Below are 25,844 nucleotides of genomic sequence, written 5' to 3'. Positions count from 1 at the left end.
CACCTGCGAAACGGTTCGCTGTTCCGTCACCCCAACCGATAATGCTCCAGCAGGATATCCACCAGGTGCCGTCCGCGGGCGACGAGGTCGTAGTCGTGGCCGTGCAGGTTCCAGTCGTAGATGATGCCGCGGGTCACGCAGAGGATCTCCTCGGCGATCGCGTCGGGGTCTCCGGCAAGCAGGCCGTCCCCGATGGCGCGCCGCAGCGACTCGATCAGCTTGATGTTCAGCACGCGGTGCGCGTCGAGCATGTAGCTGTGGTCGACCGAAAGCTGGTTCTTAAAGTACTGCGCCGCGGCAAACCCGCCCATGGCCTCCATGGAGCGCATCTGGTGGTCGATGAGAAAGTGGATGTCCTCGATGGCGCCCGTCGTCTCGCGTGCGTCCCAATCTTGCTCGAGCTGCTGGTCAAACACGCGATAACCCTCGTCGAGCAGATTGTCCTTGCCCTCGAAGTGGTGGTAGAACGCTCCGACGGAAACCCCCGCCGCATCGCAGATGTCCTTGACCGAGACTTGCTCGTAGGGGTGCTCCGCAAACAGGTCGAGCGCGCATTTGAAGATCGCGCGCTTGGTCTCGCGCGCCTGAAGCGCCCGCTTGCCGGTCTCTGCCATCGCATCTCCTGACTGTACAGCACTCGGTCGAATAGCTGCCGGTCATGGCGACGCGCCAGACCGACCGTTTCAATCCTAGCGCAACCGACGGCGGGAGCGCGCCGCAAGGCACGATGCCTGCCCGCATATCGCCGCTCCCCGCCGCGCCCCTCACGTTTACCGAACCGCATTCGGTAAACGTGAGGGGCGCGCATGCCGCGCGGGTACCATGCGGGGTATCGGATTCCATCGCATGGAAAGGGAGACCCTATGTCAACTCACTATCCGAACCTGTTCAGCCCCATCAAGATCGGCAACGTCGAGGTGCCCAACCGCATCGCCATGATGCCCATGGGCGTGTTCTCACCGCGCCTCATGGACCTCAAGACGGGTGCCTACACCAAGGACGGCGCCGACTACTACATCGAGCGCGCCAAAGGCGGCACGGGCCTCATCATCACGGGCCTCGTGCCCATCATCCCGCTGCCCGGTATGAACCCGGTGAACTTCCCGGACGAGTACGTCGAGAAGCTCAGCTACCTCACCAACGGCATCCACGAGCAGGGCTCGCGCATCTTCATCCAGCTCACGGCCATGACCGGCCGCGCGGCCTGGTTCGAGGGCGACGCGCCCACCGACACGCTACCGGCGCCCGCGCCCATCCAGAACGTGTGGGATCCCACCATCACCAACCGCGGCATCACCAAAGACGAGATCCACGCCTACGTGCGCAACTTCGCCACGGCGGCGTCGCTCGTCAAGCGCGCCGGCGGCGACGGCGTCGAGATCCACGCCGTGCACGAGGGCTACCTGCTCGACCAGTTCGCCATCTCGTTCTACAACCGCCGCACCGACGAGTACGGCGGCAGTTTGGAGAACCGCCTGCGCTTCGCCCGCGAGATCGTCGAGGCCATCCACGAGCAGTGCGGCGACGACTTCCCCGTGTCGCTGCGCTACAGCGTACGCAGCTACGTCAAGGACTTCAACCGCGGTGCGCTGCCCGGTGAGGAGTTCGTCGAGGTCGGCCGCGATCTGGAGGAGAGCCTCGAGATGGCGCGCCTGCTCGAGAGCTACGGCTATGCCATGCTCAACTGCGACAACGGCTCCTACGACTCCTGGTACTGGCCGCATCCGCCGGTCTACATGCCCAAGGCGTGCAACCTGGACGACGTCATGAAGGTCAAGGAGGTCGTGGACATCCCCGTGGTGTGCGCCGGCCGCTTCGACGACCCCGATCTTGCCGAGAAGGTCATCGCCGAGGGCAAGATCGACATGATGGGCATGGGTCGCCCGCAGCTCGCCGACCCCGAGATCGCCAACAAGTTCCGCGAGGGTAGGCTCGACGACATCCGCCCGTGCATCTCCTGCCATCAGGGGTGCCTGTCGCGCATCTTCCAGCACAAGGACATCAGCTGCGCGGTCAACCCCGCGTGCGGTCGCGAGAAGAGCATGGCCATCACGCCCGCCGAGACCGTCAAGCGCGTCGCCGTGGTGGGCGGCGGCCTGGGCGGCATGGAGGCCGCGCGCGTGAGCGCCCTGCGCGGGCACACGGTCGACCTGTTCGAGAAGACCGGCGAGCTGGGCGGCGTCTTCGTCTGGGCGGCCTCCCTCGACTTCAAGGAGGACGACCGCAGGCTGCTCGCGTGGTACAAGAAGCAGATGGCCGATCTGGGCGTGAACGTGCACCTGAACACCGAGGCCACGGCCGACATGGTCGCGGGCTACGATGAGGTCTACGTGGCGACCGGCGCCACCGAGCGCCGCCTCGATACGCCCGGGTTCGACAGCCCGAACGTCACTTACGCGATCGATACGCTGTCGGCGCACGACGAGTTCGAGGGCGACAACGTCGTCATCGTGGGCGGCGGTCTGACCGGCTGCGAGATTGCCTACGACCTGGGCCGCAAGGGCAAGCACGTCACCATCGTCGAGATGACCGAGACGATCCTGAACACCTTCGGCCTGGCGGCGGCCAACTACAACATGCTCATGGACCTGCTTGACTACTACCATGTGCGCGTCATCAAGAACGCCGTCGTGCAGAAGTACGAGGACGGCGTGGCCTACGTCGAGGAGACCGAGAAGAACTATCCCAACTGCGCAAACCGTGCCAAGCGCATGTTCGCGCTCGGTCCGCAGGGCGAAAAGCTCATGCACAAGGTCCCGGCCGACCACATCGTCGCGTGCGTCGGGTACACGGCCAGCCAGGAGCTGTACGATCAGCTGGCCAAGATGGTTGATGCCGCGCACCTGCATCTGATCGGCGACGCGATCCGTCCCGCCAACGTCATGGAGGCGATCTGGACCGCCTACGAGACGGCCGTCGCGCTGTAAGGACGGACAGCCACTCCCTGCGAGCGGGCGCGCGCCAGCAACCGGCGCGCGCCCGCTTTGCGTGCGGGAACATTGCCGCCAGCTGCTATCATGGGAACAGCCGCATGCAAGGTGAGGAGCTGCACGATGGAACGAGGACAGGGCGATACGACACGTCGCGATGGCGAGCGCCGTCCGCCGGTGTCCATATCCCGCCGCGCCTTTGCCTGTTCGCTCCTTGCCGGCGCCGCCGCGCTTCCGGGATGCGCCCCCGGCGGCCTTGCCCCTTTCAGCAGCAGTGCGGGATCCGACAAGATCGAGTCAACCCTGCCGACCGTCTATGACAGCGCGCCCCCGGTCAAGACGGCTACGCTCATGATGGTGGGCGACATGCTCATTCACACCGCGGTCTGGAAGAGCGGCGAGCGCGAGGACGGCACCCTCAACTACGACCACTTCTTTGCCAATCTGAGCGATGAGTTCTCCGGCGCCGACATCGCCATGGTCAACCAGGAGACGATTCTGGGCGGCACCGAGCACGGGCTCGAGGATTTCCCGCATTTCAACAGCCCGCAGGAACTGGGAGATGCCGAGGTCAAGGCGGGCGTGGACGTAGCCATCTCGGCGACAAACCATTCGCTCGATCATGGTTACGAGGGTATCTGCTGGACGCTCGACTATTGGCGCTCAAAGCATCCCGAGGTGCTCGTTCCGGGCATCGCCGACACCAAAGAGGTCGCGCGCACGCCCAAGATCATTGAGCGCAACGGCATCAAGGTGGGCATCCTCTCCTACACGGCGTTCACCAACGGGCAATACCCGCCGTCCGACAAAACGTGGTGCATCAGCATCTTCGAGAACTGCGATGTCGCCGACGACGTCGCACGCATGCGCGAGGCGGGAGCCGACATCGTGGTCGCCTGCCCCCATTGGGGTGAGGAGTACGTCCACGAGCCGCATCCCACGGAATACAAGTGGGCCGATGTGCTGGTCGAGGCCGGTGTCGACGCGATCATCGGGACGCACCCCCATGTTATCCAGCCTGTGGAGGTACTCGAGGACGCGGGCGGCAAGCGCATTCCGGTCTTCTGGTCGCTCGGCAACTACATCTCCAGCCAGATCGACAAGCCGCGCATGGTCGGAGGCATGGCGAAGCTCACCTTCGAGAAGACCTCGTCGGGGTCGCGCGTGGTCTCGTACTCGATGACGCCGCTGGTGACCCATCGCGCGTGGGACGTCACGATGAGCGTGTACCGCCTGTCCGACTACACCGACGAGCTCGCCAAGAAAAACGTCGTGAGGCTCGCCGACGGCTGCGGCGATTTTGACGTCGCGTACTGCCGGGACCTGGCGGCGAAGGTGCTCGGAGACGCCTACGACCCGGACGCGTGCGTGCTGTACGGCGAGCTGTAACGCGGCGGCGCGATCAGATGAACATCTCCCACGAGCTCACGCGCTCGCGCATGCCCTCGATGTCCAACACGCCCTCGGCGAAGCCCTTGCGCACGAGCTCGGCGGGGAGCATCTCGTCGTACTTATCGAAGTAGGGCACCTCGCCGGGATAGACCAGATCGAGCGGATCGAAGTCGACCTGCGCCTCGGAGCAGACGACCTGATAGAACGTGGACTCGTCGGCCTTCATGCGGAATTGCATGAAGTAGGGGCGCGAAGGGTCGAGGCCCTTCAGGCCGAGTTCGGCCGCGCATTTGATCTTGAGCAGGCGCTCGAGGGCCAAAAACGCATAGCTTCCCAGCCACGGCACGAGTGCCCACGTGTCGCCCCCCAGGTTGATGAGGGGACGGTCGGTGAGGTGGGCGTTGGCCGCCACGTGGCGCGCCTGGCGCAAGCGCGCCCGCGCGTTGGCCATGAGATAGGGGTAGCCGCAGCTCTCGGTGAGCGCTTGGCGCATGCGCTCGAGCACGCGGGTGTTGATGTCTCCCGGGCAGTCGCCGAAGTAGGCCGGCACGCGTCCTTTCACCTGCGTGCAGTAGACCAGGTGGCGCTTCCAGTCCACCTCCTCGACGATCCAGCAATGGCCGGCGATGGCGATGCGCTCGCCGGCGGGCGGCGGGTTCACGATGGTGCCGAGCTCGGCGGACTCGGAGCGCACCGTGAACTCCTCGTTTTCCTGGAACACAGCGTAGAACTTGAACGAGTTGGTGATGCGCTCGCCGGCGATGCCGACGATGAGCCCGCCGCCCTCGGTCTGCTCGATATGGTCGGTCTCGATGAGATAGCGCAGCAGGACGCGCAGGTCGTCGGCGCTCACGCGATGGAAGTACGACAGGGTGAGCACGCGGCCGGCAAGCTCGGCGGGCGTGAGCTCGCCGCAGCTCGCAAGCGTTGCCATGACCTGATGGTAGAGCAGGCTGTAGGGGAGCCGATCGAGCTGCGGGGGCTCAACCCACTTCTCCTCGCGGTAGAGCTGCACGAGGGCGATGCCCTGCAACAGCTTCCAGGGGATGGTCTCAGGAAGCATCGAACGCGGTTCGGGCTGTTCCTCGCGCATGACGAAGTGCATCTCGGGCGGCAGGTCGCGGCGGCCCGTGCGGCCCATACGCTGCAGAAACGACGAGACGGTAAACGGCGCATCGATCTGGAACGCCCGCTCGAGACGGCCGATATCGATGCCGAGCTCGAGCGTGGCGGTGGTGACGGTCGTGAGCGCGAGCTCCTCGTCGCGCATGATCTCCTCTGCGGTCTCGCGGTACGAGGCGGAGAGGTTGCCGTGGTGGATGAGGAAGCGGTCGGGCTCGTGGTTCGCCTCGCAGTACTGACGCAGGATGGTACAGACGCCCTCGGCCTCCTCACGCGAGTTGACGAACACGAGGCACTTGCGGCCGCGCGTGTGCTCGAAGATGTAGCCGAGTCCGGGATCCGCATCGGCGGGCGCGGTGTCGGTGGCCACCATGAGTTCCGTCTCCGCGACGGGCGGTATGCCGATCTCGTCGGAAGGTTCGCTCGCGGCTCCCTGTGCGAACGATGGTCCCTGTGCTGCTTGGTCGCACTTGGCCAACACGGCATCGGAGTTCGGGCTGGTGGCGTTGGCGAGCAGGTCGTCGAGCGAGGGTGCGCCGGCGCCGAGTCGCTCGCAGCTCACCACCTCGGCTTCGAGCGGCGACGCGTCCTGGCGGGCACGCTCGGTCGCTTGCGGTCCGGTGATGTAGAAATGTTCCATCGACAGCCGCCAGGTGCGACGCGGCTCCTCGAAGCGGGGGATGATGCAGCCGCGCCCGGTGCCTGCCGACAGGAACGCTCCGGTCCGCTCGGGGTCGCCGATGGTGGCGGAAAGGCCGATGCGGCGCGGGTTGACGCCCGCCATGCGCGACAGGCGCTCGATCAGGCAGAGCGTCTGGCCGCCGCGGTCGCCGCGCAGCAGCGAGTGCACCTCGTCGATGACCACGAAGCGCAGATCGCCGAACAGCCGTCCAATGGCGGCATGCTTGTGGAGCAGGAGCGCTTCAAGCGATTCCGGCGTGATCTGCAGGATGCCCGAGGGCTCTTTGAGCAGCTTGCGCTTGTGCGACGCCGCGACGTCCCCATGCCAGTGCCACACCGGGATATGGGCCTCCTCGCACAGGTCGTTGAGGCGGTAGAACTGGTCGTTGATGAGCGCTTTCAGCGGACCGATGTACAGCGCGCCGACGCTTGCGGGCGGGTCCTCGTCAAACAGGGTGAGGATGGGGAAGAACGCCGCTTCGGTCTTGCCCGATGCGGTCTGAGCGGTGAGCAAGACGTTCTCATCGGTGTTGAAGATGGCGTCGGCCGCGGCCACCTGGATGGACCGCAGGCTCTCCCAATCATGGCTGTAGATGAAGTCCTGCACGAACGGTGCATATCGGTCGAAAACCCCCACGTCGTTCCTCCTCTCGTCCCATACATTTCGTGTCGAAGCCCTTCGATTATGCCGCGCCGGCGAGGGCGCCGCAAAAGGGCGCCCTGCCCCGGTGATACCCGCGCACGCAGGGATGCGAAAAGGGTATACTCAGTACGAGCAGAAGGTTTCAAGCCCTCCTGCTAGATGGGTTTTGTGGGTTAAGCCCGCACAGAACAGCCGCCTAGCCAGAGGCGGCTGTTCCCGTTTTCAGGGCTCACCCACAAACGGCTATCTGACGATGAGCGCCAGAATCGTCACGTGCGCCAGCAGCGCGGCTGCCGCAAGCAGCAGCCAGGTGAGGTTCCTGAGCATGGGACCCCTCCTTTCTCCCTGCGAGATTCGGAGGGCACCGTCCGCTCAATGGTGGTATGATAGCACAAAAGAGAACATATGTTCTATACGTGGGGCGCCTTTTCCATCGACGGATGACGGCATGCGAGAGGATGGCTATGGCAGACAATAGACGCGCATCCAAGGGAGGCTGCACCAGGGCGGACCTGCTCGCTGATGACGAGGAACGCGACCGGGCCATCTGCGGCAGGTCGCTTGCCTGCGACGATGCGACGGCTCTTGCCGGCATGGGCGCCCATGATCCCACCGCGACGCCCTACTTCGTGCTCGAGAAGCTGCTGCCCACAATCGGCCTCGATGCCCAGTCGCACCTGCTCGACGTCGGGTGTGCACGCGGGCGTGTGCTCGCCTATTGCGCGGACATCGGCTGCCCGGCGCGGGTGACGGGCCTCGAGCCCGATTCGGAGCTTGCCCGCGAGGCCGCCTCATGGGCATCGGCGTATCCACAGCTCGAGGTCAGATGCGGCAGCGTGCTGGATGAGCAGCTCGCTCCGTATACGCATTTCTACCTGTTCAACCCCTTCGACACCGCAGTGCTCACGCGCTTTCTGGATCGGCTCGAGCGCCAGGCGCGCCAGGCGGTCACGGTCGTGCACATGTCGGACAACGGCGAGCGCTTCGCCTATCTGGGGCGAAGCGGCTGGCAGGTAATCAGGCAGGGGAGCATCCAAGATCACCGTCTGCCGTCCGGGTGCACCGTGCGTGTCTACGCGCATCCGCAGACCTACACGATCTGGCGCTACGATCCGATTCGCGCGGAATAAGGCCCGTCCCACGAGGACGGCGCGGCATCAGCGCTATCCGATGCGCAGGGTCGGTGCCGCGAGAGCGGCGGCGTCCCCCTCGTCATGGGTGCTCACGATCAGGATGCGCTCGTTGCGGTGACGGACGATAAAGGCGAGCGCGCCGTCGTGTGCCGCACGGTCGAGGCCGCCGAACGGCTCGTCAAGCAGCACGATGTCGGCCGGGGCGGCGAACGCCCGGACAAGCTCTACGCGTCGGCGCTGTCCGCCCGACAGCTCGCGGACGGGCACTTCGAGTGCATCTTCGGGCAGAAGCTCGGAAAGCAGGCCGCGCACATCCGCATCGGCAGCGGCGAACAGGGTGACGTTTTCGACGGCGGTGAGATCGTCAACGAGTCGTGCCTCCTGGAATACGGCCGCCCAGCGCGTGCGGTCGGTCACCGTGAGCGTGCCGCCAAGCGCAGGGGTAAGGCCGCAGACCGTGCACAGAATCGTGGTCTTGCCCGCGCCGGAAGGCCCCATAAGGCACAGGCTGTCGCCACGCGTGAGGTCGAGGTCGACGGCGGCGCAGGCGGCGTGCCCGCGATATCCGACAACAAGCCCGTTTGCGCGCAGGGCGGCAGTGCCCGCCGGGGCAGCCGATTCCGCGGCGACGCGCCGCGCGGCCCATCTGCCTGCGGCGGGCCAGCTGGCGCGTATGAGTGCGAGCGCGGCACGCTCGAAGACCCAGGCGATCGCGACCACCACGATGGTCCATGCAAAGAGGTCGGCCGTCTCAAGCAGCAGCTTCGCCTGGTAGATACGCTCGCCGATCGAGCCGTCGGGAACGCCGATGAGCTCGGCGGCAACGCCCGCCTTCCAGCTCATGGAAAGCACGGTCTCGCTCGCCGCCACGAGGTAGGGAAGGACACCCGGCCAGATGAGAGCGCACAGTCGAACCGCCCGTCGCGCGTGGTGGATATCGAAGAGCTCGACCAGCTTGGGATCGAGGTCGTCTAAACCTTTGAGCACCGAGAAGTACACGCCCGGCAGCGCCATGAGGAAGACGGCGATCGCGCTGACGTTCATCGAGCCGAACCAGATGAGCAGCACGACTACCACGCAGGCGACCGGTGTGCTCTTGATGGCGGTGAGCGCGGGGGAGATGAGGATGCGCGCGGCGGCGCTGCGCCACGCGAGCGCGGCGAGCGCGAGGGCGAGGGCGTAGCTCGCCATGGTGCCGCCTACGATGCGCAGGCTGGAAAAGCTGATGTGCTCCCAGAAGGCGGGGGAGGGCACAAGGCGCACGAGCGCCCGGGCGGCATCGAGCGGGCCGGCGAGGATGAACTCGCTGCCGACCGCCATGCTCGCCGCCTGCCATACGCCGATCCAAAACAGGACGGCGATCGCCCTGGTCGCGCTTCGGCGCGCGCGTATGTTGGACGTGTCGTTTCCCATGGCCCTTCCGTGGTCGTATGCATCAATAGCAAGAAAGGCGGGGCGCCCGCGTCGCGAGGCACCCCGCCCGAATCGCGGCTGTTAGCCCTCGAACGCCGTGTAGAACTCGTCCTCGGGAAGCGCGCCGCCGACGGATGTCGGGTCAGCGTCGTAGAGCACCTGGAGGTAACCGGACAGCGCCTCCTGCATCTCGGTGCCCGTCAGGCACACCAGGTGGCAGGCGGGAATGGCCTTCTCGGCCACGGGCTCGGCGTCGATGATGCCAGCCTCGACGACGAGCGGCGCGGCGGTGGCGGGGTCGTCGTTCACGGTGTCCACGGAAGCGGCCTGCGAGATCACGAATTCGGACACGGCCTGGGGATGCTCGGCCAAAAACTCGTTGCGCACGATGGTGACGCCGGTGACGAGCTGGCTGCCCTCCTCGGCGTACTGGGTCCAGACGTCGGTCAGATCGATCGGGGCGGACAGCGCCTCGTTCTTGACGAGCGCGGCGGTCACGAAGGGCTGCGGCAGGACGCCCACGGCGGCGGCGTCGGCAGCAAGGACGCTCACGACCTCGGCGGCCTCGCTCTTGAACTCAAGCGTCATGGAATCGGCGATGCCGGCCGCCTCGAGCAGGAAGTTCATGGTGTACTCAGGCGTCGTGCCCTTGCCGGTGAGGTAGACGGTGCGGCCGGCGAGGTCTTCGAAGCTCGCCACGGAGCTGTCGCCGGTCACGACGGACAGCACGCCGAGCGTGTTGATGTCCAGGCAGGTGATACCCTGCTCGGTCTTGTTATACAGCACCGATGCGGCGTTGGCGGGGATGAGGGCGATGTCGATATCGCCCTTGATGACCAGCGGCAGGATCTCGTCGGCGGCGGTCATGATCTGGAAGTCGTAGCTGTTCTTGAACATGTCCGGGTTCTTGGCCTCGTTCATGAAGGTCACGAGACCGATGGAGGTCGGGCCCTTGAGGGAGGCGACGCGAACCTCGACGCCCTCGGAGGTCTCGGCGCTGCCCGTCTCGACGGGGGCGCTGCCGGCGGCCGAGCCGTTCTCGGCGGGCGTGGAGCCGCATCCGGCGAGCAGGGCGCCGAGCGATGCCGCTCCCAGGCCGGCGGACGCAAGGAACGCGCGGCGGTTCAGCGTGGTGGAGATAAACGGGTGCTTCATGAGCGAACCTTCTTTCAAATACCAGGCGCGCGGAGCGCATATACGTTTGACGGCGTCTGTCGCGCGTGTCGAATTGAGTCTCAGGCGGGTGGCAGACGGGTCGCTGCCCTCGATTATACGCATGACGCCAAAATCTTCAGGAGGTGAGTGTTTGTCTTGTGCACCAATTCAAGTTTCTAAACAGCAAAGTGCGGACAAATCGGCGCCGGCGATTATAAAATGGTGAAGCCTGTAACAACCTCCGAGAGGGGAATTCGATATGAGCAACGCCATGCGCGGGGTTGACACCAACCTCACCAAGATCCGGCGCACCGTCTTCAAAGAGGTCGCACGCATCGCCTATCAGGGCGGCGTCGATGTCGACGGCGACGGCATCGTTGACAGCGACGACTACAGCTGGGTCGACAACCTGCCCTACGAGATCATTCCGGGCGACGTGGCCACCTACCGTGAGAGCGTCTTCATCGAGCGCGCCGTCGTGGGCGAGCGCATCCGCCTGGCGATGGGCCTGCCGCTGCAGGGCGTTGACAAGCCCGCCATGCTCTCCGAGGGCGTGGCCGAGGCCGCCAAGCCCGAGACCTACTACGAGCCGCCGCTGATCAACGTCATCAGCTTCGCCTGCAACGCGTGCGAGGACAACGTCTACCGCGTGAGCGACGCCTGCCAGGGCTGCATGGCGCACCCCTGCCGCGAGATCTGCCCCAAGGGCGCCATCTCGTTCGTGGACGGCAAGGCCCACATCGACCAGTCCAAGTGCATCAAGTGCGGCCGCTGCGCGACCGTGTGCCCGTATTCGGCCATCCACCACTACGAGCGCCCCTGCGCCGCCGCCTGCGGCATGAACGCCATCGGCTCCGATGAGCAGGGCCGCGCCAAGATCGACTACGACAAGTGCGTCTCCTGCGGCCAGTGCCTCGTCAACTGCCCGTTCGGCGCCATTGCCGACAAGAGCCAGATCTTCCAGGTCATCCACGCCATCCGCGAGGGCCAGGAGGTCATCGCCGAGGTCGCGCCCGCCTTCGTCGGCCAGTTCGGCGGCAAGGGCAACGTCGACAAGCTGCGTCAGGCCTTCAAGGAGCTCGGCTTCTCCGGCATGGAGGAGGTCGCGCTCGGCGCCGACCTGTGCGCCGTTCAGGAGGCCGGCGACTTCCTCGAGGAGGTCCCCGAGAAGATCCCGTTCATGGGCACCTCGTGCTGCCCGGCGTGGTCGGTCATGGCCAAGATGGAGTTCCCCGAGCATGCTGACTGCATCTCGATGGCGCTCACGCCCATGACGCTGACCGCGCGCCTCATCCGCAAGCAGCATCCCGATGCCAAGATCGTGTTCGTCGGACCCTGCTCGGCCAAGAAGCTCGAGGCCCAGCGCAAGTCCGTCAAGTCCGAGGTCGACTTCGTGCTCACCTTCGAGGAGATGGCGGGCATGATGGAGGCCAAGGATATCGACTACACCAAGCTCGCCGGCGAGGGCTCGAGCGACTTCGAGGTCGCCTCCACCGACGGCCGCAACTTCGCCGTTGCCGGTGGCGTCGCCAACGCCGTGGTCAACGCCATCCATCGTGATGACCCGTCGCGCATCGTCAAGATCGCCAACGCCGAGGGCCTGGACAACTGCCGCAAGATGCTCAAGGACGCCATCAAGGGCAAGTACGACGGCTACCTGCTCGAGGGCATGGCGTGTCCGGGCGGCTGCGTGGCCGGCGCCGGCACGCTGCAGTCCATCACCAAGACCGCTGCCATGGTGAAGGCCTATGCCAAGCGCTCCCCGCACAAGAACGCGCCGGACGACGCCTACATCGACTGGATTCCCGAGCTCGAGCGCCCCGAGGACGGCAAGTCTGACGCCGTCGCCGAGGCCCACGAGGCCCTGACGCCTGATACCAAGGCGTAAGGGTCATCCGCTTCGATATGATGCGAGCGCGGCCGTCTCCCTTCGGGAGGCGGCCGCTTCTCTTTTTGGGTGCGCTGGGGTCCTCCGATTCGCCCTATGGTCACGAAGTGAGTGCTTCGTTTCGGGTTGCCCAAGTAGAGAGGTATCTCCATAGCGTAAAATCGCTGGTACACAAATTGCTACCGTATCGGTATACAAAGCGTTTCCGGATGTACGCACTCACTTCGCGCTCTTTGGGGATCAAGGGCGCGGCGGAACGCCCCGGCTCTGGGCTAGATGGTGAATTCTGCGAACGGCGCGGCACCGTTGTCGCTTGCAGAGGTCCCGGTCGCACCCGTCACGGCGCCCTCGTCGCGCAGGAGCGCCGATATGTCGATATCGGGGTTCTGGTAGGCGATGTCGAGCAGCTCGATGAAGTCGCGGATCACCTCGCGCGGGGTGAGGTGCGTGTCGGCTCCCACACGGCCGAACTCGATCTTCAGAAACGCCACGAGGTCCTCGTCGGCGATGGTGTTCTCGTAGCCGAAGTAGCCCGCATGGATCTGCCCGAGCTTCTCGATGAGGACGAGCAGCTCCTCGTAGGTGAGCGGGTGCAGGCGGATGATGGGCGCCAGCATGTCGCGCATGTCCTCGCGGGCAAAGCGGCCCTGGGTAAGCCGGCTGCGAAGCGCCTCGTAGGAGAACACGCCGCGGCGTCGGTCCTCGATGGAGGTCGGGGTGCCGCCCATGATGATGCCCAGATGATGCGCCTTGCCCTGCAGTGTGTCGTTGTACATGGTGAGAATCTTCTCGTAGTTGTACTGGCGGGTGATGGCGTTGGGAATCTTGTACAGGTTGACGAGCTCATCGATGAGCACGAGCAGGCCGCGGTAGCCGGCGTTGGTCAGGAACGCCGCGATGAGCTTGATGTAGTCGTACCAGTCGTCGTCGGTGATGATCGTGGAGCACCCCAGGTCGGCGCGCGCTTCGGTCTTGGTGCGGTACTCGCCGCGCAGCCAGCGCATGACGCACGATTTGACCTCGTCGTCCCCTTCGAGGCTCGCCTGCAGATAGCGCATGAGCATCTGTGAGAAATCGAAGCCGTGCACGAGCTCCTCGAGGTTGGCGACGCTTGCACGCGCTCGCGCAAGGACGTCGCCGCCTTCGCCGTCCTGCAGGCGGGCGACCCAGCGGTCGAGCACGAGGCCCAGCGCCCCGCCCTCGGGGCGCGTCTTGGTCGAAAGGTTGCGAATGAGCTCGCGATAGGTGGCAAGGCCCTGCCCCTGTCCGCCCTGCAGGCGGCGCTCCGGCGACAGGTCGGCGTCGGCGACCACGAAGTTCTCGCCCATGGCGTGCGTGCGGATGGTCTGCAGCAGAAAGCTCTTGCCCGCGCCGTAGCGGCCCACCAAAAAACGGAACGAGGCGCCGCCGTCGGCGATGAGATCCAGGTCGGTGAGCAGCGCGCGGATCTCGACCTCGCGGCCCACGGTGATGTAGGGCAGGCCGATGCGCGGCACCACGCCGCCCTTGAGCGAGTTCAGGATGACGGCGGCAACGCGCTTGGGCACGCGCGGGACGCCGGCGTTGGTGTCGTTCATGCGAGCAGCTCCTCCATGTCTTCCCGGTAGTCCTCGACGATACACGCCCCGTCGGGCCCGAATTCAATCGCTGTGTCGCCGAGGATGTCGAACAGCGTCTCGTTGATGGCGTCGACCAGCATGTCCTCGGAGATACCGGCCAGCCCGACCGCATCGCGCGCGGCCGGGCCGTCGGCGCTCAGCAGCGCGCGGAGATACGCCACATGCGCAGCCGGCAGCGGCCCTGCCGCATCGGACTTGCTTGCCCGCGGCGCTTCGGAGGGCTCCGCCTTGGACGGCTCGTCGGTTTCGTGCGTCTCCGTGGGATCGCCTGCCGGTTCCGCCTTCAGCTCGATTGCGGGCGCAGGCTCGGGTGCGGTGTCGAGCTCGGCTGTGAAGCTATCTTCCATCACCGCCGCCGCGTTCTCCTCGCGCTCCTCGTCGACGAGGAGCGCCTCGCGGGTCTGCGCGGCGGCGTTGCGGATGCCGGAGAGTTTTGTCAGGTCGATATCGATCTTGCGGGGCGCATGGGTCCGGCGCCATGTCAGCCAGCCCTCGACCTCGCGGTCGACGATGCGCTCCAGGTACTTGGGGACGCTCTCGTCTTTCAGCTGCGCCTCGAACCCCAGCGCCTCACGGAGCTTGCGGTCCGCGGCGTGCATCGCCTCGCCGATCTTGGCGCTGCGGCCCCGGTTGCCGTGCACGCGCTCGCAGGTCCACAGCCCGTTTGCGCACGTGAAGCGATGGATCTCGTCGAGCTCGAAGACGGTGTCGGGATGGCGCGCCGGCTCGAAGAACACCGCGGAGGCGAACATGGTGTAGGGCAGCGCCGACATCGTCCCGAACAGGCTCTCGATGATGCCGTGCTTGCGATGGCCGGCGTAATACGCCGCGAGCTGGGTGTAGACCGCGCAGGCGACATGGCGCATGCCCTCAGGATCGCTTCTGTAGAGCTTCGAGCCGGCGATGCGATAGGTGGACAGGGCGTCGATGGCGCCAAGAAGTCGCTTTTCAAACGCGGCGTCGACAGGCAGCAGGGTCTCGGGCAGCGCGCGTCGGGCCTTGCCGCCCGTCGGCGCCAACCTGCCGAGCGCCTCGGTGGTAAGCGCGGAGAGCTCGACGAGGCTGCGATCGAAGGCGACGCTTTTCTGGTCGGCGATCAGCTCGACATCGAGCCCGTGGTACACGACGTAATCCTGGATCCATACCCGCAGGTAGCGGTCGATTTCGGGAGCGTATGCGCGATAGGCCTCCCAAAAGCCGCGAAGCAGGTCGAAGCCCTCGCACGCACTCGTCACGCCGATGCCGCACAGCAGCTCGTAGATGTACACGTACGCAAAGGAGAGCGACGTCTCCTCGATCCGTCCGCGCCGCACCGCCGCGCGCCAGGTGAAGTATCCGCGCAGCTGCCGGTCGCTCATGGCGTTGTAGGTGGGGAAGAACGACTTGAACGAACCGTGATAGGGGCAGTCGTCCTCGAAGTCCTCCATGAAGACGCCCTGGCGCCAGAACAGCTCCGCCTCGGTGAGCCACCGCCCGCTCCCGCCGTTCGCGTCGGGCTGCCAGCGCGAGATGGTGCGCATCTCGCGGTAGCGATCCGGCAGGTAGGAGGCCATCTGGCGTCCGGTTGTAAGAATCGGCTCGTCCGTGTACACGCGGTCCGAGAAATGCGAGCTGTTCCGGAGCCGCTCCGTGTTCAGGATCTGCTCGATGATGCGCTGCACGTCCGCCATGGGTCCTCCTTCCTGCCGAATATCGCCAACGGGTGACCTCTCATCATACCATAGATACAAACAGATGTTCGATTCAATGGGGGCATCCCAAAAGGGACCGGGAGCAAGAGGGAGCACAAGGGGAAGCGGGAAACATGCTGGATGGATGCGCGGATAGGTTGTCCGCGAAGATCAGCGACGAAAGAGGCGATAGGCCCAGCGGGGAATCGGGCAGCGGGCGAGGATGAACCCGCACGCGCGCCGGCGCGTCTCGTCGCGTGTCATCGCTGCCGCCTCGTCCACGCTGCATTGCAAGCGCACGGCGGCGATCAGGGCGTCCGTGGCCTCCGAGCGCCATCGGCGCAGCGTGCCCATGCGGGGGCTCTTCGCCGTGCGCGGCACCAGGGAGCCGCCGCCCGCGATGACGCCGCCGCGGCAGGTAAAACCGTGTCCCTCGAGCTTGTCGGCGCAGGCCGTCACGGCGGGCAGGGCGTCGGCCGGATCGAACTCATCGGTGCAGCACAGCAGGTACACGGGCAGACCGTCGGGGGTACCGAGGGCTCGCAGCGCATCGATTGCCCAGGTCGAGGAGGTATCTTCCCGCAGGCGAGAGGCGATGACCGCGCAATCGGGAAGCCCGGCCTCTTCCGCCGCGCCGTCCATCCATGTCACGGCCGGGGGCTCGGATTCGCCCATGCGGGCGTAGGCGACCAGAGCGTCGGCGAAGTCCTCGAGCAGCAGGTGCGCCGCTCCGTCGTCGCCGTCGGCGTCGACAAGCGCGACATGTCGCAGCGTGCCGTCCAACCTTCTTGCCTCCAATCGCCTTGCCATGCGGATGTCGTAAGACCCCCGGCATCCATCGTTTGTGGCCATTGTAGCCGCTCGGATGCCCGCGGCGCGCCCGCGCACGTAACCGATCCGAAACGAGCGCGCCCCAAGGGCCCGAATGCGCGCCCGGGGCCTTCCCGTCATGAGACAATGGACGCCAACGCATTCGGCTACGCATCGTCCGGAGGTCCGCCATGGCAGCTTCTCCCCGTCCCATCAATTCGGCCATCGTCGCCATGCAGCCCTCCGCCATCCGCCGCATCAGCGGGCTGGCCGCGCGCACGCCGGGCTGCATCTCGCTTGCGCTCGGCGAGCCGGAGTTCGATACGCCCGACGCGATCCGCGCCGAGGCGAAGGCCGCCCTCGACCGGGGTGAGACCCACTATGCGCCCAACGTGGGCACGCCGTCGCTGCGTCGAGCCATCTCCACCTACATGGCGGGGCAGGGGCTTTCGTATTCCGCGGACGAGATCGTGGTGACGCTCGGCGCCACCGAGGCGATCTCGTCGACGCTGCTCGCGCTGCTGAACCCCGGCGACGAGGTCATCATCCCGGTGCCCGCCTTCGTGTCCTACGAGTCCGCCACGCGCATGAACCACGCGCGCCCGGTGCGCCTCGATACGGCGGCAAACGGCTTCCAGATCGACCGAGAGGCCCTGCGCGCGCTGGTGACGCCCGCCACGAAGGCCATCGTGATCAACTCGCCCAACAACCCTACCGGCTGCATCCTCGACGCTTCGTCGCTCGACGCGGTGGCGGATGTCGCCGCCGCGTACGGGCTGTACGTGATCAGCGATGACGTCTACAACCGCCTGGTGTTCGACGAGGGCTACGAGCGATTCGCGGCGCGCCATCCCGAGCTGCGCGACCGGACGGTGGTGATCGACAGCTTCTCCAAGCCGTGGGCCATGACGGGCTGGCGCATGGGGTGGCTTGCGGCCTCCGAGCCGCTGCTCTCCCAGATCGCCAAGGCGCATCAGACCGCCGCCTCGTCGTCGGTGGCGTTTTGCATGGCGCCGGCCGAGGTCGCGCTCGGCTGCGATCCCGCCGACATGCTCGCGACCTATCGGGCGCGTCGGGATCGCGTGGTCGGGGCGCTCAACGACATGGGTTTGCCCACCCGCCGTCCCCAGGGCGCGTTCTATGCGTTTCCCAACATCGAGGCCACAGGCATGGGCGACGAGGAGTTCTGCGAGCGCGCGATCGCCGAGGCGGGCGTGGGACTCGTACCGGGGTCGTGCTTCGGGGCGGCCGGGCACGTGCGCCTGTCGTTTTGCGTGTCGGACGCGGACCTCGACGAGGCGCTCCGCCGACTGGCGGCGTTCGTGTCCAAGCGGCAGGGCCACGCGACGTGTGCGTGACCCTGTCGAACTCGTCTTAAAATGAGTCGCTAAGACAAGCGGTTACGTGAGGGCGATGCGGAATTGCGTCCCGTCGTTGTTGACGAGCATGAACACGCCGTCGTCGCCACGTTTCCAGGTGGTCGTGCCTGAGAAGCCGTTGTGGACTTCGTGCGATGTGCTTTGAGTCTGGATCTCTGCTATGGCCGCATCGATGCTGAAGGCCGCGTTCGTGATGTCGAGGGCAGAGCTGGCGTCGCCGACCACCATCGTCTCGCCTGCGTAGTACCGAGCTGTTCCGTCCTCGTTGACCTGATAGCCGACGCCCCAGAAATCATGGCCGGAGCGGTCGCTTGCGACCGAAAGGTCGAAAAAGACGCCCCAGAAGCCCACGGGGTTCTCGGTCGATGCGTCCTTGGGGACGATGACCGCGGCCGATTCAACGGTCATGCTGCCGCTGCTCCAGCTCTGGTATATCTGTACGATCGCCGAGGACACGTCTGCGAGCCGATAGAGCGTGGCGTCGCCGCGGTCCTCGGTCGACACGATCGTCCCCGTGAGGAACGGGCCCTTGTCCTGTTCAAGCCGGCCGATGGACAGCGAGAACGTGTCATCGGTAAGGGAGACGGAAAGCTGGTTGAAGGTGTCGTCAGGGTCTTCGGCGGCAGCAAGGGAGACGCCGGTGACCGGGGTTTTGTGCGGCAGGAAGTTGAGCGCGAGGACGATGGCGAGCGCGATGAGCGCAACGCCGCCCGCGATGGCCCCGACAACGATGCCCCGACGCGACTTCTTCTTCGCGGGCTGCATGGCGGGCGCGGCGGCGACCGGCTGCGGCGCGAATGGAGCGGAAGAAGGGGGCTGCTGGCCCATCATGTGCGGCTGGGCGGAAGGGGCGGGGAGCGCACCTCCGCATGCGCGGCAGTAGCGAGCGTTATCGGAATTGATGGCTCCGCAATGGGGACAGAACATGGCTGCACCTTTCCCTCGAACGCGTCGCCTAGACGCGACTCATCTGCAGAGCATAGTATTGACGGAGCAAGGCGGGCGCGTGTTGCGCAATAAATCTGAGGCATGCGGGCGCCGCCCCATGCATGGCTCGTCTCGGTCCCGTCCCCGCACGCGACAATTTGAGGGCGTGGAGGGTTTGTGCGCTGGGCGCGAGGCTTGACGCGTGCCGTCCCGTTGGTCATACTACATACGGTTCACGCACGAATCCGCTGCCAGAGACAGCCGGTGCCGCAGGGTCGCACACGCGCCCCGAGGCTCAAAGGGGTAACCCGCCAGCCGAGGTGGTCGAGCAGATATGTCTTCTCGCCCCCGTCGCTCTATGCAGCGCGGGGGCTTCTTTTTCTCAAGGCATGCCCCCGTCACGTCTTCGCACGGGTTTGTGCCGGGAGAAAAAGAAGAGGAGGTGTAATCCATATGCCACAGCAGTACAAGATCGATAAGGTCGCCGAGATCGAGTCTCGCATCGAGCAGAACAACGGTGTGTTCGTCGTCAACTACAACGGTCTGACCGTTAAGCAGGCCGAGGCGCTGCGCCACACCCTGCGCGAGACCGGCGCCGAGATGAAGGTCTACAAGAACAACCTCGTCCGTATCGCTCTGAAGAACCAGGGCCAGCCCGAGATCGACGACATCCTCGTCGGCCCCGTCGCCTATGTGTTCTACGAGAACGAGCCCGTCGAGGCTGCCAAGGCCCTCAAGGAGTTCGCTACGAAGTCCAAGGGCGTGCTTGAGATCAAGGGCGGTATCTCCGAGGGTAAGGCCGTGTCCGCCGAGGAGGTCAACGCTATCGCCGAGCTGCCGACCAAGGACCAGCTCCTGGGTCAGATCGCCGGCCTCATCTCTGGCTTCGCGCGCGACATCGCTGTTTGCGTCAACGGCGTCTCCAGCGGTCTCGCCCGCTCGATCCAGCAGGTCTCCGAGCAGAAGGCGGCGTAACCGTCGCCTTCATCGCGGGCTTGCGCCCGCACCCCCGGCGCATAGCGCGCCATCCGCATAAGATCTCCCTGCAAACCGCAGGGGAACCGAAAGGATTTTAAAATGGCTAAGCTTACCACCGATGAGATCATCGAGGCTCTGAAGGAAATGACCCTGCTCGAGGCTTCCGAGCTCGTCAAGGCTATCGAGGACACCTTCGGCGTTTCCGCCGCTGCTCCGGCTGCCGTCGTGGCCGCCCCCGCTGCTGGCGCTGGCGCTGCCGAGGAGGAGAAGACCGAGTTTGACGTCGTGCTCGAGGGCTTCGGCGACAACAAGATCCAGGTCATCAAGGTCGTCCGTGAGCTCACCTCCCTTGGCCTGAAGGAGGCCAAGGAGGTCGTCGAGGGCGCTCCCAAGGCCGTTCTCGAGGGTGTCAAGAAGGAGGACGCCGAGGCTGCCAAGGAGAAGCTCGAGGCCGCCGGCGCTGCCGTCTCCCTCAAGTAACTTCTGGCAGGCGATGCGCCTGCTCGAGTTCGCAGCATAACCGCTGTGCCACAGGGGTCCGGGAAACCGGGCCCCTGTTTTTGTATGGATCCTCGGCGCGGTATGCCCCGCCCGATCTCACGGGGCGGCGCGTCCCTTTTGTCACGTTCCCGCGCGTTTTGGGAACGGGCTGTGCCACAATGGCGTCATACGACCGTGCGCGACGAAAAGAGGGTCTATGGGAAACGCCGTGGTCATCGACGAGAAGGACAACGTCGCTATCGCGATCGTCCCGATAGGCGCCCGCGAGCAGGCGCTCTATACGCTGCCCGACGGCTCGCAAGGGTCGGTCGACGCCGTCGAGGACATCCCGTTGTTCCACAAGATCGCCCGCGTGGATATCGCCCGCGGCGAGCGCGTCATCAAGTACGGCGAATACATCGGCGTCGCGACCGAGGATATCGCCGCCGGCTCGCACGTGCACGTCCACAACTGCGCGAGCACCGATGCCCTGAAGGGTACCGCCGATGCGGGCGAACCTGTCGCTTGCGCTCCCACCGCCGTCGCCGAAGCGCACGCCGACGGTCCCGGGCGGACGTTCATGGGCTATCGCCGCTCCGACGGCCGGGTCGGCATCCGCAACCATGTGCTCATCCTGCCCACGAGCATCTGCGCCTCCGATACGACCGAGCGCATCGCGCGGGCCGTGGAGGGCTGCGTGACGTTCCACAACCAAAACGGCTGCTCGCAGGTGGATATCGACCAGCAGGTCACCATCGACACCCTGGCCGGGCTTGCCGCCAACCCCAACGTGCACAGCGTGCTCGCCGTGTCGCTTGGCTGCGAGGGCTGCCAAAACGATCTGGTGGTCGACGCCATCAGACAGCGCACCGACAAGCCCGTTCGCACCCTGATCATCCAGCAGGTCGGCGGCTCCATCCGCGCCGTCGAGGAAGGCACGCGCATCGCACGCGAGCTCGCCTGCGTCGCCGCCCGCGAGCGGCGCGTCGCCTGCCCTGTCTCCGAGCTCATCTTGGGTACCAACTGCGGCGGTTCCGATACCTCGAGCGGGCTGGGCGCCAACCCGTTGATCGGCGAGGTCTCCGATTGGCTGGTCGCCCAGGGAGGCACCTCGGTGCTGTGCGAGACGCCCGAGCTGTTCGGCGGCGAGCACATCCTCGCCCGCCGTGCCAAGACGTCCGAGGTCGCCGAGCGCATCTTAGGCATCGTCGCGGATTACGAGAAGTACGTGCAGCTGTTCGGCGCCGAGATGCGCGAGGGCAACCCGAGCCCCGGCAACATGGCGGGCGGCTTGACCACGCTCGAGGAGAAGTCCCTCGGCTGCATCCACAAGGGCGGCCACGCGCCGATCTCGGCGGTCTACCCGTATGCCGCGCAGCTGGCGGCGGGCGAGGGCCTGGTCGTCATGGATACGCCGGGCAACGACCCGTCGAGCGTGGGCGGCATCGTCGCAGGCGGCTGCCAGCTCGTGGTCTTCTCGACCGGTCTGGGCACGCCCACCGGTAACGCCATCGCGCCGGTTCTGCGCCTGACCGCCAACCGCCGCACCGCCCAGACCATGGCTGACAACACGGATTTTGACGCCTCGGCCTCGATATACGGGCCCGAGACCATGCGCGAGCTGCGCGATGCGCTGATCGACCAGATCATCGACGTATGCAATGGAACCCCGACCTGCGCCGAGGCGCTCGGCTACACCGAGACCGCCCTGCCGCACATCTGCAACTATATGTAAGGGGCGCGCCGCGCCCGCACACGCGGGGCGGCGGCCGCACGAAAGGAGCAACGCATCATGGATCTGCATCTGGACGGCAAGGTCGTCATCGTCACCGGCGGCTTCAAGGGCATCGGCAAGGGCATCGTGTTCCAGCTCGCCCGCGAGGGCGCGATTCCGGTGGTCCTCAACCGCAAGGACGGCGTCGAGGACGCCTTTTGCGCGGAGCTCTCTAAGATCACCGACGCCTTCGACATCCATTTCATCGATCTTGCCGACACCGATGCCATCGCGGGCATCGTCGAGGACGTCGCGGCCAAGTACGGGCACATCGACGGCATCGTCAACAACGCCGGGCGCAACGACAACCTGGATCTTGAGACCACGAGCTGGCAGGAGTTCGAGGCGTCGCTCCACGGCAACCTCACCCATTACTTCGAGCTCGTGCACCGCGCCCTGCCGTACCTCAAGCGCTCGCACGGCTCCATCGTGAACATCTCGTCCAAGGTGGCCCTCACCGGCCAGGGCAAGACGACCGCCTATGCGGCGGCCAAGGGTGCCATCCTGGGCCTCACGCGCGAGTGGGCCGCGGCGCTCGTGGACGACGAGGTCCGCGTCAACGCCATCGTGGTCGCCGAGGCCTGGACCCCGCTGTACGCCAACTGGATCAAGACGTTCGGCGACGAGGAGGCGCAGGCTAAGCGCCTGGCGCTCATCACCGACAAGATCCCCCTGGGCCATCGCATGACCACGGTCGAGGAGATCGCCGACACGACCTGCTTCCTGCTGTCCGACCGCTCGTCGCACACCACCGGCCAGTGGCTGAACGTCGACGGCGGCTACGTCAATCTCGACCGTGCGCTGTCCTAGCGCACGGTCGCGGCTGCGGCGCATCGCGCCTGTCATTTGAGGAGAGAGGGGGGCCGGCCATGTCCGACCTGCGGGTTATCGATACTCATTTTCACGTATGGGACCTTGCTGTCCAGCGCCTGCCGTGGCTAGAGGGCACTGACGGAAGCATCTCCAAGACCTATACGTTCGGCGACCTTGCGGATATCTATGCGCAGATGGACGGGGTCGAGTTTGTCGGCGGCGTGTACGTCGAGGTCGACTGCAGCGATGCGCTCGCCGAGGACGCCATCGTCTACGACCTCATGGAGCGCGAGCCGCGCGTGCTTGCGGCCATGCTGCGCGGCTCGGTGGGGCCGGCCATGCGCGTGCCGTTGAACGCCGCGGGCATCCGCGAGCCGCTGCATGTGGACGGGGCAGCGCGCGGGCGCTGTCTGGAGCCGTCGTTTATCGACGGGCTCGCGGCGCTCTCGGCGGCGGGCAAGCCCTTTGAGTCGTGCAACCGCGTCGGCGAGCTCGAGGATGCCTACCGGGCGTTTTCCCAGGTGCCCGAGGAGACAGTCATCCTCAACCATCTGGGCAACGTCGAGCGCATGGACGCCGCCTGGTGCGCTGCCATGGAGCGCTTCGCGGCCCTGCCCAACCTGTACGTGAAGGTCTCGGGCTATCCGACGGCCGATTCCGGATTCGTCCGCGAGCTGCTCGCCTTCGTGCGCGAGACGTTTTCCGCGGACCGGCTGCTGTACGCCTCCAACTGGCCGGTCGTCAACATGTATTCCTCGCTTGCCGAGCATTTCGAGCTCGTGCGCGACGCGTTCGGCGACGACGAGGACTTCTTCATGGGCAACGCGGTTCGCGCCTACGGATTGCATATCGGAAAGGAACGAGCATGTTCGAAGGAATCTTTTGCCCCTCCATCACCATCACCGACGATACGGGCGCGATCGACCTGGAGCTGTGGGGTCGCCACCTCGACCACCTGGCCGACGCGGGCGTGAACGGTGTGCTGCTGTTCGGCAGCATCGGCGAGTTCTACGCGTTTTCGCTTGAGGACAAGAAGGCCGCGCTGGCCTTTGCGGTGGAGCGCGTCGCCGGCCGCATGAAGGTGCTTGCCGGTGTGGGCGACACCGCGCTCGACCGCGTGCTCGACTTCACGCGCTTCGCCGAGCAGGCGGGCGCCGACGGCGTCGTCGCCGTCTCGCCGTATTACTTCGGGCCCACCAACGAGGTCGCCCGCGCATACTTCGGTGCCATCGCCGAGGCGACCTCGCTGCCGGTCGTCCTCTACAACTTCCCGGCGCGTACCGGCACCGACCTGTCGCCGGAACTCGTGACCTCGCTCGCGCGCGACCATGCCAACGTCTGCGCCATCAAGGACACCGTCGACACGATCAGCCACACGCGTAAGGTCATCGCGGCGGCGCGTGCGGTGAACCCCGAGTTCTCCGTGCTGTCCGGCTTCGACGAGTACTACCTGCCCAACCGGGTCGCGGGCGGCAACGGCGTGCTGTGTGGCCTGACCAACGTGGAGCCCGAGCTGTTCGTGCGCATGCACGCCGCCTATCAGGCGGGCGAGTACGCCGACGCCGTCTCCTGCGCCGAGCGCATCTCGCAGCTCATGGCGGTCTACGACGTGTGCGACCTGTTCGTCTCGGCCATCAAGGCCGCGGTGATGGTCAAGGGCCTGCCCATCTCGACCAAGATCTGCGAGCCGGCGGTCCAGGCGACGCCCAAGCAGGTCGAGCGCATCCGCGCCCTGCTCGCGTAAGGCGTTCGCATGCGGGCGCGCCGGGGCTTCGGCGCGCCCGCGCACGTGTTCATGCGGATTGCTCCCAGGAGGTACCCCGTGGCGCTCATTACCGTCAACTTCTTCTCGTCGGCGCTCATGCGCACGGTCCCCGTCAACGTGATCTTGCCGGTCGACAAGCAGGAGGTGCCGGTGGGCGACGACGGCTCGACCTCGTCCTATCGGCCCAACGTGCCCGAGGGCGGTTTCAAGACGCTCGTCCTTTTGCACGGCATCTTTGGCAACTACACCGACTGGGTGAGCGGCTCGTGCATCCAGCGCTGGGCGGAGGAGCGCGACCTGGCGGTCATCATGCCTTCGGGCGACAACCGCTTCTACCTCGATCAGCCGGCGTCGCACGACTACTACGGGCGCTTTGTGGGCGAGGAGCTCGTGGAGATGGCGCGCGCGATGTTTCCGCTGTCGCGCGAGCGCGCCGACACCTTCATCGGCGGACTGTCGATGGGCGGATACGGAGCGCTGCGCTGCGGGCTTCGGTATCCCGAGACGTTTTCGCATATCGCGTCGCTGTCGGGCGCGCTGCTCGTGGATGACGTGGCCGCGCGCACCGACGACGCCGACCGCTATTTCTCAACCCGCAGGTTTTCCGAGGCGGTCTATGGGGACCTGTCGACTCTTGTGGGCAGCGAGCGCGATCCCTTGTGGCTGGCCGAGCAGCTGGCCGCCTCACGGGAGCCGCTGCCCAAGGTGTACCTTGCGTGCGGGCAGAGCGACGGGCTGCTTGCCGCAAGCCGCACGGCTCGCCAGCGGCTCGATGAGCTCGGCTTCGAGGTGACCTATCGCGAGGCTCCCGGCGGGCACAACTGGGCGTTTTGGAACGAGGCCATCGAGCAGGTCGTCAGCTGGCTGCCGCTCGGACAGGCGCACCCTGGCGTGAACAGCGGCAACGTCGGCCTTGAGGACGTCGACGAGCCCGCGCGGGGCGAGATGTAGGTGCTGCGCGCTCTTTGAGCCGACAAAGCGGACACCTTGGCGTGCGCGGGCGAGACGGACTCCAGACACGTACCTGACATTCTCTTGATATCTGCGCATTTCCAGCGCAATTTTAGGCGACGAGTCGCGCATGGTTGCCCTTTGGGGTACCCTGCCGCTTAGTGTTACGCGGCGTCTGCACAGGGCGCCATGACGCGGACGCGCACCGCAACGGGCGACGCGCCCCGAAAGGAACCGAAGCCGAATGAAGGCCATCATACCCGCGGCGGGCCTGGGCACCCGCTTTTTGCCCTCCACCAAGTGCACCCCCAAGGAGATGCT

General features: G+C 65.9%; 20 protein-coding genes. 12 read left to right on the top strand and 8 right to left on the bottom strand.

Annotation, left to right across the window (positions count from 1 at the left end):
* Positions 1-26: 26 nt before the first annotated feature.
* The gene (locus QUW00_RS08265) at positions 27-614 is read right to left on the bottom strand and encodes a TetR/AcrR family transcriptional regulator (protein WP_289613911.1); all 588 of its coding nucleotides are present in this window, start codon (positions 612-614) and stop codon (positions 27-29) included.
* Positions 615-863: 249 nt separating this feature from the next.
* Here QUW00_RS08265 and QUW00_RS08260 point away from each other — a divergent pair, with 249 nt between their 5' ends.
* Entirely contained in the window at positions 864-2,927 is a 2,064-nt protein-coding gene (locus QUW00_RS08260; RefSeq protein ID WP_289613910.1) for an FAD-dependent oxidoreductase, read from the top strand.
* 126 nt (positions 2,928-3,053) lie between these two features.
* Positions 3,054-4,319: a CapA family protein gene (locus QUW00_RS08255; protein WP_289613909.1), complete on the top strand. Its 1,266-nt coding sequence runs from the start codon at positions 3,054-3,056 to the stop codon at positions 4,317-4,319.
* Between the two features lie 13 nt (positions 4,320-4,332).
* Here QUW00_RS08255 and QUW00_RS08250 read toward each other — a convergent pair whose 3' ends face one another.
* Positions 4,333-6,762: a DEAD/DEAH box helicase gene (locus tag QUW00_RS08250; RefSeq protein WP_289613908.1), complete on the bottom strand. Its 2,430-nt coding sequence runs from the start codon at positions 6,760-6,762 to the stop codon at positions 4,333-4,335.
* A gap of 470 nt (positions 6,763-7,232) precedes the next feature.
* Between QUW00_RS08250 and QUW00_RS08245 the strand changes: the two genes are divergently transcribed.
* The gene (locus QUW00_RS08245; RefSeq protein WP_289613907.1) at positions 7,233-7,898 is read left to right on the top strand and encodes a methyltransferase domain-containing protein; all 666 of its coding nucleotides are present in this window, start codon (positions 7,233-7,235) and stop codon (positions 7,896-7,898) included.
* A gap of 33 nt (positions 7,899-7,931) precedes the next feature.
* Here the strand turns inward: QUW00_RS08245 and QUW00_RS08240 are convergent, their stop codons facing one another.
* Positions 7,932-9,314, bottom strand: coding sequence for an ATP-binding cassette domain-containing protein (locus QUW00_RS08240; RefSeq protein WP_289613906.1), 1,383 nt, complete (start codon positions 9,312-9,314; stop codon positions 7,932-7,934).
* 81 nt (positions 9,315-9,395) lie between these two features.
* Entirely contained in the window at positions 9,396-10,469 is a 1,074-nt protein-coding gene (locus QUW00_RS08235; protein ID WP_289613905.1) for an ABC transporter substrate-binding protein, read from the bottom strand.
* A gap of 259 nt (positions 10,470-10,728) precedes the next feature.
* On the opposite strand from QUW00_RS08235, the gene QUW00_RS08230 reads away from it, so the two are divergent.
* Complete coding sequence (locus tag QUW00_RS08230) at positions 10,729-12,357, top strand: 4Fe-4S dicluster domain-containing protein (RefSeq protein WP_289613904.1); 1,629 nt, start codon at positions 10,729-10,731, stop codon at positions 12,355-12,357.
* 272 nt (positions 12,358-12,629) lie between these two features.
* Here the strand turns inward: QUW00_RS08230 and QUW00_RS08225 are convergent, their stop codons facing one another.
* The 3 genes from QUW00_RS08225 to QUW00_RS08215 form a co-directional block, all read right to left on the bottom strand.
* Entirely contained in the window at positions 12,630-13,934 is a 1,305-nt protein-coding gene (locus QUW00_RS08225; protein ID WP_289613903.1) for an ATP-binding protein, read from the bottom strand.
* Complete coding sequence (locus QUW00_RS08220; RefSeq protein WP_289613902.1) at positions 13,931-15,646, bottom strand: TerB N-terminal domain-containing protein; 1,716 nt, start codon at positions 15,644-15,646, stop codon at positions 13,931-13,933. The genes QUW00_RS08225 and QUW00_RS08220 overlap by 4 nt, the downstream gene beginning before the upstream one ends.
* Before the next feature lie 171 nt (positions 15,647-15,817).
* Positions 15,818-16,456 (bottom strand): hypothetical protein, encoded by a 639-nt coding sequence (locus QUW00_RS08215; RefSeq protein WP_289613901.1) that lies wholly within the window; start codon positions 16,454-16,456, stop codon positions 15,818-15,820.
* A gap of 191 nt (positions 16,457-16,647) precedes the next feature.
* On the opposite strand from QUW00_RS08215, the gene QUW00_RS08210 reads away from it, so the two are divergent.
* Positions 16,648-17,814, top strand: coding sequence for a pyridoxal phosphate-dependent aminotransferase (locus tag QUW00_RS08210; protein ID WP_289613900.1), 1,167 nt, complete (start codon positions 16,648-16,650; stop codon positions 17,812-17,814).
* 42 nt (positions 17,815-17,856) lie between these two features.
* Here QUW00_RS08210 and QUW00_RS08205 read toward each other — a convergent pair whose 3' ends face one another.
* A complete protein-coding gene (locus tag QUW00_RS08205; RefSeq protein WP_289613899.1) occupies positions 17,857-18,762 on the bottom strand; it encodes a zinc ribbon domain-containing protein in 906 nt (301 codons plus the stop codon).
* Between the two features lie 453 nt (positions 18,763-19,215).
* On the opposite strand from QUW00_RS08205, the gene rplJ reads away from it, so the two are divergent.
* The 7 genes from rplJ to QUW00_RS08170 all read left to right on the top strand — a co-directional run bounded on the left by rplJ (position 19,216) and on the right by QUW00_RS08170 (position 25,523).
* Entirely contained in the window at positions 19,216-19,737 is a 522-nt protein-coding gene (gene rplJ, locus QUW00_RS08200; RefSeq protein WP_289613898.1) for a 50S ribosomal protein L10, read from the top strand.
* Between the two features lie 102 nt (positions 19,738-19,839).
* A complete protein-coding gene (rplL, locus tag QUW00_RS08195) occupies positions 19,840-20,220 on the top strand; it encodes a 50S ribosomal protein L7/L12 (RefSeq protein ID WP_204616136.1) in 381 nt (126 codons plus the stop codon).
* Between the two features lie 217 nt (positions 20,221-20,437).
* Complete coding sequence (locus QUW00_RS08190; RefSeq protein ID WP_289613897.1) at positions 20,438-21,955, top strand: UxaA family hydrolase; 1,518 nt, start codon at positions 20,438-20,440, stop codon at positions 21,953-21,955.
* Between the two features lie 57 nt (positions 21,956-22,012).
* Entirely contained in the window at positions 22,013-22,804 is a 792-nt protein-coding gene (locus QUW00_RS08185) for an SDR family oxidoreductase (protein WP_289613896.1), read from the top strand.
* Between the two features lie 59 nt (positions 22,805-22,863).
* Entirely contained in the window at positions 22,864-23,781 is a 918-nt protein-coding gene (locus QUW00_RS08180; RefSeq protein WP_289613895.1) for an amidohydrolase family protein, read from the top strand.
* A complete protein-coding gene (locus tag QUW00_RS08175) occupies positions 23,673-24,551 on the top strand; it encodes a dihydrodipicolinate synthase family protein (protein WP_289613894.1) in 879 nt (292 codons plus the stop codon). Before QUW00_RS08180 ends, QUW00_RS08175 begins: the two co-directional genes overlap by 109 nt.
* A gap of 78 nt (positions 24,552-24,629) precedes the next feature.
* Positions 24,630-25,523: an alpha/beta hydrolase gene (locus QUW00_RS08170; RefSeq protein ID WP_289613893.1), complete on the top strand. Its 894-nt coding sequence runs from the start codon at positions 24,630-24,632 to the stop codon at positions 25,521-25,523.
* Positions 25,524-25,844 lie beyond the last annotated feature (321 nt).

Source organism: Collinsella tanakaei, from assembly GCF_030373545.1.
Taxonomy (GTDB): Bacteria; Actinomycetota; Coriobacteriia; order Coriobacteriales; family Coriobacteriaceae; genus Collinsella; species Collinsella tanakaei_C.
Note: the sequence above shows the minus strand (reverse complement) of the source record. Positions and strands in the feature narration are given on the sequence as shown.